At 68.2% G+C, this 14,204-nt stretch carries 14 protein-coding genes; 6 read left to right on the forward strand and 8 right to left on the reverse strand.

Going from position 1 to position 14,204, the window contains the following annotated elements; genetic code table 11:
* The first annotated feature begins 313 nt into the window (after positions 1–313).
* The 5 genes from DM992_RS31290 (at position 314) to DM992_RS31310 (ending at position 3,470) form a co-directional block, all read left to right on the forward strand.
* Positions 314–1,000 (forward strand): hypothetical protein, encoded by a 687-nt coding sequence (locus DM992_RS31290; RefSeq protein WP_111019999.1) that lies wholly within the window; start codon positions 314–316, stop codon positions 998–1,000.
* A 123-nt stretch (positions 1,001–1,123) separates the two neighbouring features.
* Positions 1,124–1,954, forward strand: coding sequence for an arylamine N-acetyltransferase (locus DM992_RS31295; RefSeq protein ID WP_111020000.1), 831 nt, complete (start codon positions 1,124–1,126; stop codon positions 1,952–1,954).
* Between the two features lie 119 nt (positions 1,955–2,073).
* Positions 2,074–2,250, forward strand: a complete 177-nt coding sequence (locus DM992_RS31300; RefSeq protein WP_111020001.1) for a ribbon-helix-helix domain-containing protein — start codon at positions 2,074–2,076, stop codon at positions 2,248–2,250.
* 1 nt (position 2,251) lies between these two features.
* Positions 2,252–2,602 (forward strand): glyoxalase, encoded by a 351-nt coding sequence (locus tag DM992_RS31305; protein ID WP_072443328.1) that lies wholly within the window; start codon positions 2,252–2,254, stop codon positions 2,600–2,602.
* Between the two features lie 7 nt (positions 2,603–2,609).
* Entirely contained in the window at positions 2,610–3,470 is an 861-nt protein-coding gene (locus DM992_RS31310; protein ID WP_111020002.1) for a class I SAM-dependent methyltransferase, read from the forward strand.
* A 14-nt stretch (positions 3,471–3,484) separates the two neighbouring features.
* Here the strand turns inward: DM992_RS31310 and DM992_RS31315 are convergent, their stop codons facing one another.
* From DM992_RS31315 to DM992_RS31335, 5 genes are all read right to left on the reverse strand, one after another.
* Positions 3,485–8,326 (reverse strand): NAD-glutamate dehydrogenase, encoded by a 4,842-nt coding sequence (locus tag DM992_RS31315; protein WP_111020003.1) that lies wholly within the window; start codon positions 8,324–8,326, stop codon positions 3,485–3,487.
* A 144-nt stretch (positions 8,327–8,470) separates the two neighbouring features.
* Positions 8,471–8,692, reverse strand: coding sequence for a hypothetical protein (locus DM992_RS31320; protein WP_111020501.1), 222 nt, complete (start codon positions 8,690–8,692; stop codon positions 8,471–8,473).
* A gap of 102 nt (positions 8,693–8,794) precedes the next feature.
* Positions 8,795–8,983: a 4-oxalocrotonate tautomerase gene (locus tag DM992_RS31325; RefSeq protein ID WP_105392471.1), complete on the reverse strand. Its 189-nt coding sequence runs from the start codon at positions 8,981–8,983 to the stop codon at positions 8,795–8,797.
* Between the two features lie 60 nt (positions 8,984–9,043).
* A complete protein-coding gene (locus DM992_RS31330; RefSeq protein WP_111020004.1) occupies positions 9,044–9,820 on the reverse strand; it encodes a class II aldolase/adducin family protein in 777 nt (258 codons plus the stop codon).
* On the reverse strand, positions 9,795–10,688 hold the full coding sequence (locus tag DM992_RS31335) for an urea transporter (RefSeq protein WP_111020005.1): 894 nt from the start codon (positions 10,686–10,688) through the stop codon (positions 9,795–9,797). Before DM992_RS31335 ends, DM992_RS31330 begins: the two co-directional genes overlap by 26 nt.
* Positions 10,689–10,935: 247 nt before the next feature.
* Between DM992_RS31335 and DM992_RS31340 the strand changes: the two genes are divergently transcribed.
* Positions 10,936–11,496: a putative glycolipid-binding domain-containing protein gene (locus DM992_RS31340; protein WP_111020006.1), complete on the forward strand. Its 561-nt coding sequence runs from the start codon at positions 10,936–10,938 to the stop codon at positions 11,494–11,496.
* On the opposite strand, the gene DM992_RS31345 is transcribed toward DM992_RS31340, so the two are convergent.
* The 3 genes from DM992_RS31345 to DM992_RS31355 are packed head-to-tail and all read right to left on the reverse strand — an operon-like array spanning position 11,451 to position 14,204.
* Positions 11,451–12,362, reverse strand: coding sequence for an alpha/beta fold hydrolase (locus DM992_RS31345; protein WP_111020007.1), 912 nt, complete (start codon positions 12,360–12,362; stop codon positions 11,451–11,453). The two genes, DM992_RS31340 and DM992_RS31345, sit on opposite strands and share 46 nt — an antisense overlap.
* A gap of 4 nt (positions 12,363–12,366) precedes the next feature.
* Entirely contained in the window at positions 12,367–13,272 is a 906-nt protein-coding gene (locus DM992_RS31350; RefSeq protein WP_111020008.1) for a metal-dependent hydrolase, read from the reverse strand.
* A complete protein-coding gene (locus tag DM992_RS31355) occupies positions 13,269–14,204 on the reverse strand; it encodes an SDR family NAD(P)-dependent oxidoreductase (RefSeq protein WP_111020009.1) in 936 nt (311 codons plus the stop codon). Before DM992_RS31355 ends, DM992_RS31350 begins: the two co-directional genes overlap by 4 nt.

Here is a 14,204-nt window from a genome sequence, read left to right on the forward strand (position 1 = left end):
GCGATGTTTGTCGGCACTTGGCACCCGGCTCTCAGCACGCCGGTGACGAACTCGCCTCGTCGCTGCGATGCGTTTGCGGTACCGCTCGCGGAACCCGAAACCCGCCGTCATTCATGCAACCGGAGAACGAATTCCGGCACACGCGTGATATCGCGCATCAACCACGGACGAATCCGCTCGAGCGTGTCCGTCGGCCGCCGAATTGCAAGCGGCCGCGCGGCGTGATTTCGTTTCGATGTGTTTCAGTCGTTGCGGCGGCGCGCGACGCGCTTCGACAATATCGGCCTCAATCATTCCGGCACGAGGGAAACACATGAAGCACATTCGCGCGACGGGCAGGCATCTGGCCTCGGCAGGCATCGCATTCGGCATCCTGATGAGCGGCGCCGCGCACGCGCAGCTCGACCTGCAGTCGCTCGGCGCGTCGCTGCTCGGCGCCGGCCAGCAGCAGGCGGCGCCCGCGCAGGGCGGCCTCGCGCAGTTGCTGCAGGCCTACGTCGGTGCGAACCAGCAGGTGCTGTCCGGCCAGTCGTCGCTCGCATCGGCGATGGGGCTCACCGGCGCGGCGGGGCAGGCGCAGCAGGCGGCGAGCCAGCTGGCCGGCGGCGATGCGCTGACGCCGGCCGCGCTGTCGCAGATGGGCGGCGCGCAGCAGTCGGTGTCGCAGGCGCTCGGCCAGGCTTTCGCGAGCGGCGGCGCGTCGCACGGCCCGATCGACAAGCAGGCGTTCAGCAACGGCCTCGCGTCGCTCGGCCAGGGGCTCACGCAGTATTCGCAACTGCAGTCGGGGCTCGGCAATCTCGGTTCGACGAGCGCCGCGTCGCTGCTGCAGTCGGGCCTGAATCCGCAGAACATGCAGGCCGCGTCGTATATCGCGCAAAGCGCACCGGGCCAGTTGCAGTCGCTCGCGGCGACGCTCAGCCAGGCCGTGCAGTTCGCGACGAGCCAGGGCATTTCGGTGCCGTCGGTCGCGTCGTCGGCGCTGAAGCTGCTGCCGTAACGTTGCGCGGGGCCGCGCGCGGTGCGGTGCCGGCATCGCGCGCGACGGCTGACAATCGCCCCGCACAACATGGGGATTTCGCGCGATGCTATCGTGGCGTGTCCCTTTTATCGGTGCAGGTTCATGACTGACTCGTTCGACCTCTCGCGCTATTTCTCCCGCATCGGCTACGACGGCCCGCCCGAGCCGACGCTCGACGTGCTGCGCCGGCTGCATCTGCTGCACCCGCAGGCGATTCCGTTCGAAAACCTCAATCCGCTGACCGGCGCGCGCGTCGCGCTCGACTTGCCCGCGATCGTCGACAAGGTGATCGGGCGCCGCCGCGGCGGCTACTGCTTCGAACTCAACAAGCTGTTCTACACCGCGCTCACGACGATCGGTTTTCGCGTGACGCCGCTGATCGCGCGCGTGCGCTGGATGCGGCCGCCCGAGATCGTCACCGCGCAGACGCACATGCTGCTGCGCATCGATCTCGACGACGCGGTCTGGCTCGCGGACATCGGCTTCGGCAGCGCGACGCTGACCGCGCCGCTGCGCTTCGTGCCGGGCGAGCGGCAACTGACGCCGCATGGCGCGTTTCGCGTGATCGACGCGCCGGTCGACGGCGAATTCGACATGCAGTTCGAGATCCCCGACGGCTGGCAGACCACTTACCGTTTCTCGCTGAAGCCGGCCGAGTGGATCGATTACGACGCCGCGAACTGGTTCACGTCGACGTATCCGGAATCGATCTTCGTGAACGACCTGATCGCGTGCCGCGTGCTGCCGGACGGCCGTGCGGCGCTGCTCAACACAGCGCTGACGCTGCGTGACGCGGCGGGGGCCGGGCGCACCGTCACGTTCGACGATGCGGCCGCGTGGGGCGCGTGCCTGCGCGACACGATCGGCATCGATACGGCAGGGTTCGATCTCGACGCGCTGTTTGCGCGGCTGGCGGCGCGCGCCGCGAAGTAACGACGCGAACCTGCGGGGTTCGAGCCGGCGGCCCGAGCGGCGGGCCGCGCCCGATCAAGACATCCCGCGCTTCACCACTCGCATTTGACAATTGCTATTTTGCTAGCATACTAGCAACCATGACCGACGAAGAAGTGAAGCAATTCAACGTGTACCTGCCGCTCGGCCTGATCCGGCAGGTCAAGCATCGCGCCATCGAAACGGAGCAATCGCTGTCCGCGCTGGTGGCCGACGCATTGCGCGCATACCTGGCGGTGCCGCCGCCGGGCGCGGGGCCGTCCACCAAGGAGGAGTGACATGTCGTCCGAGCGAATCGAAGCCGTGTACCTGACGACGCACAACTGGGGCAAGTCGGCGAAATTCTTCCAGGCGCTGGGCTTCACGCTGGAATTCGAAACCGATCACAACTCGGGCCGGCTTCGCAGCGGCGACGGCCCTTTTCTGTTCATCGCCGAAGTGCCGCCGGGCGAGGAGCCGGACATGCAGGTCGTGCTCAAGGTGCCGGACGAGCAGGCGGTGCGGCCGCAGCCGATCGTCGATGTCGTCACGCCGTTCGAGGACACGCACTGGGGCACGCGCGACATGACCGTGCGCGACCCGGACGGCCGCGTATGGCGGCTGCAGGCGCCGGGCAAGCAGGGCGCGTGAGGCCGCTATGACCGATACCCGCGAAGACGCGCCCGACAGCACCGCCGCGCGCGTCGCGCTGTGGCGCGCACTGCACGTCGAACTCGACGCGCCGCCGCACGTGCTCGCCGACGAAGTGGGGCTTCGATTGCTCGCACCGGCGCCGGGCTGGCAGCAGCGCGGCGACATGGACCCGCAGTTCACACGGCCGTTTCGCGCGTCGATCGTCGCGCGGGCGCGCTTCATCGAGGATCTCGTGGCCGGGCAGGCCGCGCGCGGCGTGAGCCAGTACGTGATCCTCGGCGCGGGTCTCGACAGTTTCGTGCAGCGCCGGCCCGACATGGCGTCGCGCGTGACCGTCTTCGAAGTCGATCCGCCGGCGCCGCAGGCATGGAAGCAACGCCGTCTGGTCGAACTCGGCTTCGGCGTGCCCGACTGGCTGCGCTTCGTGCCGGTCGATTTCGAGGCGAAGCAGTCGTGGCGCGATGCGCTCGTCGGAGCGGGCTTCGATGCCGGCCAGCCGGCGGTCGTGGTGTCCACCGGCGTCAGCATGTACCTGACGCGCGAAGCGAACGCGGCCGCGCTGCGCGAAGTCGCGTCGCTCGCGCCGGGCTCGACGCTCGCGATGACGTTCCTGCTGCCGCTGGAGAACGCGGATCCGGACGTGCGCCCGGGGCTCGAAATGGCCGCGAAGGGCGCGCGCGCGAGCGGCACGCCGTTCATCAGCTTCTTCATGCCGGCGCAGATCCAGGCGCTCGCGCTGGAGGCCGGCTTCGCGACTGCCGCACACGTATCGGCCGCGGAACTGACGCGCCGTTATTTCGCTGATCGCGCGGACGGCCTGCGGCCGCCAAACAACGCGGAAGAGCTGCTGGTCGCGACGGTCTGACCCTGCCCGAACCGTTACGCGCGTTCGAGCACGGCCATCTCCCGCACGATCACGAGCAGCACCGCGAGGCTGGCGCCGCCCGACGCGCGCAGGTCCGCGAGCAGGTGCTCGTAGCGCGCGAGCGCGGCGTCGCGGCGCTCGCGCCACGCGCCGACGATCGTCTCCGGCGTGGTCGAATCCGGCGATTCCGCGAGCGCGCTCGTTGCGAGCGTGCGCTTCAGCCGCGCGACTTCCGCGAGCGCGGCCGCGCGCGCGAGCATGTCCCAGTGCGTTGGCGTCGGCAGCGTCGCCGCGCGTTCGCCGATCCATCCGTAATTGAGCAGCGTGCCGAGCGAGAAATAGACGCCCGCGACGAGTTCGAGGCTGCGGTTGCAGGTCGCGGCCACTTCGGCAATGTCGAGCAGCGCGGCCGAGATGTCGCCGCTCGCGACACGCACCGCGAGCGCGCTGTCGACGCCCGCTTCAACCAGCACGCGCTGCCGCTCGGACAGCGCTTCGAGCGCGTCGGCCGGCAGCAGCGACGGCAGTTGCGGCGCGAGCCGCTGCGCCGCGTCGCGGCAGCGCGTGATCAGCTCGGCAACGCCGCCGTCGGCCACCGCGCCGGACTGCAGATGACGCAGGAACCACAGCGCCGCGCGCTCCAGCAGCCGGGCGACGTCGACGAACATGCGCGCCTGCACGTCGTCGGCGACGCGGTTGTCGAGCGCGTCGATGTCGCGCCACACCGCATCGAGGTCGAACACGTCGCGCGCCATGATGCACGCGCGCACGATGTCGCCGGGCTTCGCGTCGGTTTCCTCCATCAGCCGATGCACGAACGCGCAGCCGACGCGATTGACGAGCGCATTGGTCAGGTGTGTCGCGAGAATCTCGCGGCGCAGCGGATGGCGGCGCATCGGCTCGCTGAAGCGTTGCTGCAGCGGCGTCGGGAAGTAGTCGACGAGCATCGCGGCGACCAGCGGATCCTCGGGCACGTCGGATTCGAGCAGCGCGTCGTAGAGCCACATCTTGCTGTACGCGAGCAGTACCGCGCGCTCGGGCGACGTGAGGCCGAGCTTCGCGGCCTGCCGTTCGGCGACTTCGTCGTCGGTCGGCAGGAATTCGATCACGCGGTTCAGGCGGCCCGCGCGTTCGAGCCAGCGCATCAGGCGCGCCTCGGCGTCGAGCTGCTCGACGCCGTAGCGGCCCGCGATCGACAGCGCCTGCGTCTGGTAGTAGTTGTCGCGCAGCACGAGCAGCCCGACTTCGTCGGTCATCTCCGCGAGCAGCGCGTTGCGCTGCTTCCCGGTCATTTCGCCGTCGGAGACGACGAGCCCGAGAAGGATCTTGATGTTGACTTCGTGATCCGAACAATCGACGCCGGCCGAGTTGTCGATCGCATCGGTGTTGATGCGGCCGCCGCGCTGCGCGAACTCGATGCGGCCGAACTGCGTGCAGCCGAGGTTGCCGCCTTCGCCGACGACCTTGCAGCGCAGGTCCGCGCCGTTCACGCGCACCGCGTCGTTCGCGCGGTCGCCGACCTGCAGGTGGGTTTCGCGCGCGGCCTTCACGTAGGTGCCGATGCCGCCGTTGTACAGCAGGTCGACCGGCGCCTGCAGGATCGCGCGGATCAGCTCGGTCGGCGGCAGCGCGTGCGCGTCGATGCCGAGAGCGGCCTGTACGGCCGGCGACAGCGGGATCGTCTTCGCGGTGCGCGGATAGACGCCGCCGCCCGCCGAAATCGCGGCCGGGTCGTAGTCGGCCCAGCTCGACCGTTCGAGCGCGAACATGCGCTGGCGCTCCGCGAAGCTGACCGCCGGATCGGGGTTCGGGTCGAGGAACACATGCCGGTGATCGAACGCGGCGACGAGCCGGATATGCGGCGACAGCAGCATCCCGTTGCCGAACACGTCGCCCGACATGTCGCCGACGCCGACTACCGTGAAGTCGGTCGTCTGCGTATCGATGCCCATCTCGCGGAAGTGCCGCTTCACCGATTCCCACGCGCCCCGCGCGGTGATCGCCATCTTCTTGTGGTCGTAGCCGACCGAGCCGCCGGACGCGAACGCGTCGTCGAGCCAGAAGCCGTATTCGTGCGAGATCGCGTTCGCGTAGTCGGAGAAGGTGGCCGTGCCCTTGTCGGCGGCGACGACCAGATACGGATCGTCGGGATCGTGGCGCACGACGTCGGGCGGCGGCACGATCACGTTGCCGACCAGGTTGTCGGTCAGGTCGAGCAGGCCGCGCAGGAACGTCTGGTAGCACGCGATGCCTTCGCGCATCCACGCTTCGCGATCGCTCGGCGGCGGCGGGTTCTTCACGACGAAGCCGCCTTTCGATCCGACCGGCACGATCACGACGTTCTTCACCATCTGCGCCTTCATCAGCCCGAGCACCTCGGTACGGAAATCCTCGCGGCGATCCGACCAGCGCAGCCCGCCGCGTGCGACGCGGCCGCCGCGCAGGTGCACGCCCTCGACGCGCGGCGAATACACCCAGATCTCGAACATCGGCTTCGGTTCGGGCAGGCCCGGCACTTTCGCCGGATTGAACTTGAACGACAGGTAGGGTTTCGGTTCGCCGTTCGCGTCGAGCAGGAAGTAGTTGGTGCGCTCGGTCGCGTTGATCACGCCGAGGAACTGGCGCAGGATGCGGTCCTCGTCGAGGTTAGGCACCTGGTCGAGCGCACCTTCGATCGCCTTCAGCAGCCGTTCGGCCTGCACGTCGCGCGTGTCGCCGGTGCGCGGGTCGAAGCGCAGCAGGAACAGCTCGACGAACTGGCGCGCGATCGCCGGATTGCCGGTCAGCGCGCGTTCGATATACGCGTCGCTGAACGTCGATCCGACCTGCCGCAGGTATTTCGCATACGCGCGCAGGATCGTCACTTCGCGCGCGCCCAGGTGCGCGCGTAGCACGAGGCGGTTGAAGTCGTCGTTCTCGATCCGGCCGCTCCAGATCCGGTCGAACGCATCCTCGAACAGGCCTTTTACGCGCTCGATGTCGAACTCGGTATCGTCGGCGAGTTCGAGCCCGAAGTCGTGCACCCATGCGTGCGCGGCGTCCGGCGTCTGGATCCGGTACGGCCGCTCCTCGTCGACGCGCACGCCGAGATGCTCGAGCATCGGCAGGCTGCGCGACAGCGCGATCGGGTCGCCGGTGCGATAGACCTTGAAGCGGAACGTGCGCGCCCCGGCCTCGATCGGCCGGTACAGGTTCATCGCGAGCTGGCCCGAATCCTTCACGCGCTCGATCAGCTCGATGTCGCGCACGGCCGTGCGCGCCGGATAGTCGTCGCGATAGCCGGCCGGGAACGAGTCTGCATAGCGTTGCAGCAGGCGGTTGCCTTGCTCTTCGCCGAACGCGTCGAGCAGTGCGTCGGCGAGATCGTCCTGCCAGCGGCGCGCCGCCTGCACGAGCCGGGTCTCGAGCTCGCGCGTGTCGACGTCGGGCATCGTGCCCGGCTCCGCATGCACGACGAAATGAATGCGTGCGATCGCCGATTCCGACAGCAGCGGCGTGAATTCGACGTTCACGCCGTTGTACGCGTCGACGAGCAGCTTCGCGATGCGCCGGCGCAGGTCGGTGTTGTACTTGTCGCGCGGCACGAACACGAGGCACGACACGAAGCGGTCGAACCGGTCGCGGCGCACGAACAGGCGCGTGCGCTGGTGTTCCTGCAGCCGCAGGATGCCGAGCGCGATGTCGTAGAGCTGGTCTTCGTCGGCCTGGAACAGCTCGTCGCGCGGATAGGTTTCGAGCACCGTCATGAGCGTCTTGCCGAGATGCCCCTTCGGCAGGAAGCCCGCGCGCCGCACGATGTTCGCGCACTTGCGGCGCACGATCGGGATCTCGGCGCTCGACACCATGTATGCGGTCGACGTGTAGAGCCCGATGAAGCGGCGCTCGCCGGTGATCTTGCCGTCGGCGCCGACGAGCTTCACGCCCACGTAGTCGAGATAGCCGGGCCGGTGCACGGTCGCGCGCGAATTCGCCTTGGTCAGGAAGATCGGCCAGGAGCCGGTGATGATGTCGGCGGCGGCCTTCGGCAGCGGCGTCACGTCTGACGCACCCGACGTGCGCAGCGATTCGCGCAGAATGCCGAGGCCCGTGCCCTCGATGCCGCGCAGGCCGAAGCCGGTGCCGTCCGACACCAGCGCGTAGTCGCGGTGGCCGAGGAACGTGAAGTGATCGGCGACCATCCATTCGACGAATGCGCGCGCCTCGATGTCTTCCTCGGTCGATTCGCGCGCCTTCATGTCCTTGATCGTCGCGCGCGCGATGTCGACGATCTTGGGCCAATCCTCGACCGATGCGCGCACGTCGCCGAGCACGCGCGCGATGTCCTCGCGCAGCGTGTCGAGCAGTGCCGCGTCGCCGCAGCGATCGACTTCGAAGTGGATGAACGACGCGAGTTGCGACTGGCCGTCGCCGGGCGTCGCGCCGCCCGCTTCGACGCGCTCGATGCCGCCGTTGGCGCCGCGCCAGATGCGGAACACGGGATGCAGCACCGAATGCAGCGCGAGCCCGAGGCGGTTGACGGCCATCGTCACCGAGTCGACGAGGAACGGCATGTCGTCGTTGACGATCTCGATGACCGTGTGGTCGGAATGCCAGCCGTGCTGTTCGAGGATCGGGTTGTATACGCGCAGCCGTTCGCTGCCGGGCACGTATTTCTGGGCGGTCTGCCAGTGCGTCATCGCGGCGCCGTACAGGTCGGCGATGCTGCGGTTCTGCAGATCGTCGGCGTCGACGAAATCGTAGTAATGACGCAGGAAAGGTTCGACGATCCGGAACGTGGCTTCGGGCAGGCGCTCGCGCGCGAATTCGACGACGTCGGAGAGCAGATGTGCGACGACTTCCTCGTTCTTCGCTTCCATGGCGGTCTCCCGGGTGGCCATTGGCTGCTGCGTCTGTCCGGCATTATGCGCCGATTGCGTGACAAAGCGATGTGCGGACGCACAACGGGAGAGGCCGGAGGAGGCCCGCGGGCAGCGCCCGTGGCAGGGTGCTGCAGAGGCGGGTCAGGTCAGTTCCGGCGGCTTCAGGTCGGGATGCCTTGCGTAGAGCGGATTCATGAAGTCGACCAGCATCCTGGTCAGCACTTGCGACACGAATTCGCGGTAGGCGACGAATTCGTGCTCGGGGCACGTCTCTTTGACCTGATGGAGCGACTGATCCAGTTTCGCGCCCATGGCCAGGATCATTTCGTTGAGCGTCGTGGCGATGTGTTTGTCTTCGATCATGCGGTCTCCGTCGAGTGCCGTTTGGTGCGGTGCGCTCGTTCGGGTGTCGCCGAGGTTCGAGCTCACATCGCCCAGGTTCCGCCGGCGCGGAGGCGGCGTTTGTTAGCCCTCGTCGCTCCACAGCTTCCCGGCCGTCGCCCAGTTCTCCTTCTTCACGTCGGTCAGGATGATGTCGACCGAGCCCGGCGCGCAGCCGAGCGTCTCGCACGTGACGCGCGTGATTGCTTCGACGAATTCGCGCTTCTGTTCGACGGTGCGGCCTTCGAACAGCTGGATGTTGAAAGTCGGCATGACAGGTGCTCCGGTTGGGTTTGAACGATTCGGCCGCGGGTGGCGGCCATGGTTGCAACGTCAGTCGCGATACGAAGGGTCGATCCGGTCGAGCCGGCGCAGCAGCGCCGGCCATTCCAGTTCGCCTTCGATCGCGCCGCCGTCGCGCAGTTGTTCGGCGGTGCGGTCGGCGACGGCCGGGTCGGGCAGCACGAGCGGCCCGCCGCCTGCCTGTGCGCGCACCTGGATATCGCACGCCTTGATCAGCGTATCCATCAGCACATAGGCTTCGGCAACGGTGCGGCCGACCGTCAGCGTGCCGTGATTGCGCAGCAGCATCGCGGATTTCGCGCCGAGGCTTGAAGTAAGCCGCGCGCCTTCGGCCGGCGAGAACGCGAGCGCCTCGTAGTCGTGATACGCGAGGTCGCCGTGAAAGCGCAGCGCGTGCTGCGATGCGGGCAACAGCCCGTCGCGCTGGATCGACACGGCGATGCCGGCCGTATTGTGCAGATGCATCACGCACACGGCGTCCGCGCGCGCGGCATGCACGGCCGCGTGCAGCGCGAAGCCCGTCACGTTGACCGCGTGTTCGCTGTCGCCGATCCGGTTGCCGGCCGGGTCGATCTTCACGAGGTTCGATGCTCGGACCTCGTCGAATGTCAGGCCGAACGGATTGATCAGGAAATGGCCGGGCTCGCCGGGCACGGTCGCGGAAAGATGCGTGTAGATCAGGTCATCCCAGCCGTTGAGCGCGACGAGCCGATACGCGGCGGCGAGATCGACGCGCAGCCGGCGTTCGGCGTCCGAGATCGGACCGCCGGGTTTCACGGCATCAGGACGGTGTGCGAATGACGACATCGGGTTCTCCGAGGATGAAGCGGCGCGCGACAGCCACCGTGACCCACGACGCGAGCACGAACGGGGCCGTGAACGCGGGGATGCCCGCGCATGTCGCGAGCCACTGGATCAGAGCGGCGAGGGCGGCGGCCGCGAATGCCGCGCGCGGGCCTCGCGGCGCCACCGCGAGCGCGGCGAGCGCGCCGTTGAAGCCGAGCAGGCCGTCGGCGAACGATGTGGCATTCGCGCCGAGCGCGAGCAGCAGCACGGTCGACACGATGGCGCCGCCGAGCGCGAACGCGGCCGCGCGGCGCGACGCGGCGGCGATGCCGGCGACGATCAGCACGCCGGCCCACGCGCCTTGCGCGAAGGTGGTCTGCGCGATGCCCGAGAGCAGCGCGTCGGCGACGGAAGACAGCGTCAGTGTCGCGCCAGCCGTTGCGCCGCTCGCATGTGGCAGTGCAACAAACGACAGCCACAGCGCGGTAACCGCGAGGCACGGGCTCGAATACGGACACTGGCGCCAGCGGGCGAGCGGCGCGCGCATCGCGCGTTGCACGAGCGCCGCGCCGATTGCGACCAGCGGCACCAGCGCGAGCGCAACGAGCGGATGGGGCGCGAGCAGCGCGGCGATCAGCGCGGCGAGCGCGCCGTTGAAGCCGTGCAGCCCCTGTGCGACGTCGCGCAGCTCGGCGCCCGTCAGCACGGCGGTCATGCTCGCGGCGGCCGAGCCGACCAGCGCCGCACACGCGAGCCGCACGTCGGTCAGCGCCAGTGCGGCGAGCAGCAGCGCGCCGGTGAATGCATTCGCCTGCAGTACGATCTGCCCGATACCGCGCAGCAGGATGCGCAGGTCGATCGACGGCGAGGCGGAACGGGCGGTAGGCATGATGGCGGCGGGACAGGACGAGCCGCGAGCATAGGACACAATTCCATGCACCGGAATAGGGAATCCTGGATAGTCAGGATTTGTCGGTGATGCGCCAGATCGGGGAATGGGCCATGTTTGACCGGGGTAACGTTAGCGTTTTCGGGTGCGTTCTCTGTTTTGGTAGCGAATTTGGGCATCTGCTGGCATTTTCGTTGCGGGATTTGTGTGACGATGCCCTGCATCGGAGAAACCGGGAGGCGGAAAGATGCGCGAAGTGCGTTGGGCGTCGCTCGAAGGCGACGGGGTCGAACATCTGACGTTCGATCGGAGCGGCGGCGGAATCGTTGTCGAAAGCGCGGTGGTCGGCCAACGGTACGGCCGCGCATATGGGCTCGCGTATCGCGTCGAGTGCGATTCGCACTGGCGCGTGACGTATGCGGTGCTCAAGGTGATGGGCGGCGGCACGCTCGAACTGCTCGGCGACGGCGCAGGCCATTGGCGCGACGGTGCTGGCCGCGTGCTGCCGGAGCTCGACGGGTGCGTCGACATCGACATCGCGGCGACGCCGTTCACGAATTCGCTGCCGATCGGCCGCCTCGGGCTTGCGCGCGGCGAGCGGCGGCCGATCGACGTCGCGTATATCTCGACGCCGGACCTGAAGGTTACGCCGGTCAAGCAGGCCTACGCGTGCATCGAGCCGGGCCGGCGCTACCGCTACGAAGGCATCTTCCGGAATTTCACGGCCGAGATGGACATCGACGACGACGGGCTCGTCGTCGACTACGAGACGCTGTTCAGGCGCCTGCCGACGCCGACGGGGCGCTGAACCGCAGCGGTCGTGACCGCCGGCCGCTCCTGCGCGGACGCGAAGCCGTCGATCCGCGACGCGATCATGTCCGGGTGGCGCAGCACGATCCAGTGCGTGCCGTCGATCTCCTCGCGCACGTGCCTGCCTAGCCAGCGGTCGAGGTCGACCGACATCTCGGGCGTCACGTAGCGGTCGCGCACGGGCACCAGGATCTGCACGGGCGCCTGCGCGTACCGTTCGCGCGGCTTGCGCGCCCGCGCGAGAAAGTTCGCTCGGTACAACTGCAGGCCGTTCAGCGCATTCTTCAGTTGCACGGGATCGCGCTCGGCGCGCACGCGTTCGGTGAGCTGAAGCCAGCGCGGCCACAGCGCCGCGCCGCCGAGCCGCCACACCAGCGACGGCACGAGCGGCAGGTGGAAGAACGCGATGTACCACGATTTCAGGCTCTGCTTGAGCCGCAGCTTCGCGCGGAACACGTGATCGAGGCACGGGCCCGAGATCGACGTGTACGACGCGATCCGGCCGCGGAACGCGGGGTCGGTCACGGCCTCCCAGCACTGGATCGAGCCCCAGTCGTGGCCGACGAGGTGGAACGGCCGGCCGCCGCAGGTCGCGTCGGCCACCGCCTTCAGGTCGTCGGCGAGCCGTGCGAGCGTGTAGTCGCCACGGCGGCGCGGCGCATCGGACGCGCCGGCGCCGCGCACGTCGTACGCGATCACGCGGTAGCGCTTCGCGAGCCGTGCGCGGATCGGCGCCCACACGGCCGCCGAATCGGGGTAGCCGTGCACGAGGATCAGCGGCGGCGCGCGACGCGATCCGCTTACGTAGACGGCGAGTTTCACGTCGCCGGACTGGACGGTCAGCATCTCGTGAGCGCGCGCCATCGCGTCATGCCTGCGCAACCGGGTGCAGCGGCACGCGGCGCGGGGCGGCCTGCGCCGCGTAGCGCGCGTTGGTCGCGTCGATGTTCGCGAGCAGCATGTCGAGCCCCTGCAGATACTGGTGGTTGTCGTGGTCCCATGGGTGGAAGCCCGGGCGGAAGTAGTCGAGCCATTCGCGCGCGATGCTCGGGAACACGCCGTGCGTCGGGCCGTACAGGTACTTCACGAGGCGCCACATGCCGCCGAACTTGCCGTGTTCGCGACGGTGCGCGCGCATCAGGCGCACGTGGAAGTCGAACACGATCGCCCAGAAGAACACGGTCGTCGTCAGCATCGTGCCCGTGCGCAGCAGGTAGCTGCCGAGGCCCGGCTTCATCACGGTGGTCCATACGTCGTACGACACCGCCTTGTGCTCGGTTTCCTCCATCGCATGCCACATCCACATCTGCTGGTAGCCTTCGACCGAGCCGTCGATGCGGTGCTCGTGGCCCGACAGCAGCTGGTTCGCGAGGATCGCCGTGTAGTGCTCGAGCGCGATCGTGATCGCGAGCTGCATCGAATGCGGCAGCACCTTCTTGAACCAGCCGAGGATCGTCCACAGGCGCTTGTCGAGCTTGTGCGCGGGCAGGCCCGACGCCTGCAGCAGGTCGTTGTATTCGATGTGCTCGCGCGTGTGCATCGCTTCCTGGCCGATGAAGCCGAGCACCTGCTTCTTCAGTTCCGGATCCTCGATCCGGTCGCGGTAGTTGCGCACCGAATCCATGAAGAAGCGTTCGCCGGCCGGGAACAGCAGCGACAGCGCGTTCATGAAGTGCGTGACCGGCACGCCCTGCACGTGCCAGTCCTTCGCGCGTTCGGGCGGCAGCGCGAAACGGATGTCGCGCCGCACCGGCATCATGTTCGGGGTCGTCATGATTGTTCTCCTCCCTGATTACCTGCGTTGTTGTAGGTGGCGTGCAGCGGTGCGGGCGCCGGCGTGCCGCGGGCGGCGTCGCGGCGGGCCCTGGCGGCCTCGCGGCGCGTCGCCAGCACGACGAGCGCCTGGTACGCGGACGGCAGGATGCGCGCCATCCAGTCGCCGGCCTTCGCATCGCGGCCGATCAGCACGCGGCGCTTGTTGCGGCGCACGCCGGCGAGGATCGTGCGCGCGGCGTCGTCGGCGGTCGTGATGAAGAACTTCTCGAACGTGTCCCTGCCTTGCTGCTCGCTCGCGACCATGAAACCGACCATGTTCTTCGACACGCGGCTGGCCTGCGCGATGTTCGTGCGGATGCCGCCCGGATGCACGCAGGTCGCCGATACGCCGCACTTCATCATGTCGAGTTCCTGGCGCAGCGATTCGGTGAAGCCGCGCACTGCGAACTTGGTCGCGTTGTAGCCGCTCATGCCCGGTTGCGCGAAGATCCCGAACAGGCTCGACGTGTTGATCACGTGGCCGTCGCCCGATGCCTTCAGGTGCGGCAGGAACGCCTTCGTGCCGTGCACGACGCCCCAGAAGTTGATGTTCACGATCCACTCGAGATCGCTGTAGTCCATCCCTTCGATCGTGCTCGACAGCGCGACGCCCGCGTTGTTGAAGATCAGGTTGACCTCGCCGTGTTCCTTCGCGGTGTCGTCGGCCCACGCGAACATCGCGTCGCGCTCGCCGACGTCGAGCACGCGCGTCGACACGCGCACGTTCGGCGCGATCGCGCGCACGATCCGTTCGGTTTCCGCAAGGCCGACGCCGTTCTTGTCGGCGAGCGACACATGGCAGCCCGCCTGCGCGAGCTGGATCGCGAGCGAGCGACCCATGCCCGAGCCGGCGCCCGTGATCGCGGCGACCTTGTTGGCGAAATCTCTCAT

Source organism: Burkholderia sp. JP2-270, assembly GCF_003233675.1.
GTDB lineage: Bacteria > Pseudomonadota > Gammaproteobacteria > Burkholderiales > Burkholderiaceae > Burkholderia > Burkholderia pyrrocinia_C.

Bases quoted from the DNA above. Each gene is read 5' to 3' on its own strand.
- DM992_RS31290 (WP_111019999.1), top strand. From the start codon at position 314: ATGAAGCACATTCGCGCGACGGGCAGGCATCTGGCCTCGGCAGGCATC.
- DM992_RS31295 (WP_111020000.1), top strand. From the start codon at position 1,124: ATGACTGACTCGTTCGACCTCTCGCGCTATTTCTCCCGCATCGGCTAC.
- DM992_RS31300 (WP_111020001.1), top strand. From the start codon at position 2,074: ATGACCGACGAAGAAGTGAAGCAATTCAACGTGTACCTGCCGCTCGGC.
- DM992_RS31305 (WP_072443328.1), top strand. From the start codon at position 2,252: ATGTCGTCCGAGCGAATCGAAGCCGTGTACCTGACGACGCACAACTGG.
- DM992_RS31310 (WP_111020002.1), top strand. From the start codon at position 2,610: ATGACCGATACCCGCGAAGACGCGCCCGACAGCACCGCCGCGCGCGTC.
- DM992_RS31315 (WP_111020003.1), bottom strand. From the start codon at position 8,326: ATGGAAGCGAAGAACGAGGAAGTCGTCGCACATCTGCTCTCCGACGTC.
- DM992_RS31320 (WP_111020501.1), bottom strand. From the start codon at position 8,692: ATGATCGAAGACAAACACATCGCCACGACGCTCAACGAAATGATCCTG.
- DM992_RS31325 (WP_105392471.1), bottom strand. From the start codon at position 8,983: ATGCCGACTTTCAACATCCAGCTGTTCGAAGGCCGCACCGTCGAACAG.
- DM992_RS31330 (WP_111020004.1), bottom strand. From the start codon at position 9,820: ATGTCGTCATTCGCACACCGTCCTGATGCCGTGAAACCCGGCGGTCCG.
- DM992_RS31335 (WP_111020005.1), bottom strand. From the start codon at position 10,688: ATGCCTACCGCCCGTTCCGCCTCGCCGTCGATCGACCTGCGCATCCTG.
- DM992_RS31340 (WP_111020006.1), top strand. From the start codon at position 10,936: ATGCGCGAAGTGCGTTGGGCGTCGCTCGAAGGCGACGGGGTCGAACAT.
- DM992_RS31345 (WP_111020007.1), bottom strand. From the start codon at position 12,362: ATGGCGCGCGCTCACGAGATGCTGACCGTCCAGTCCGGCGACGTGAAA.
- DM992_RS31350 (WP_111020008.1), bottom strand. From the start codon at position 13,272: ATGACGACCCCGAACATGATGCCGGTGCGGCGCGACATCCGTTTCGCG.
- DM992_RS31355 (WP_111020009.1), bottom strand. From the start codon at position 14,204: ATGAGAGATTTCGCCAACAAGGTCGCCGCGATCACGGGCGCCGGCTCG.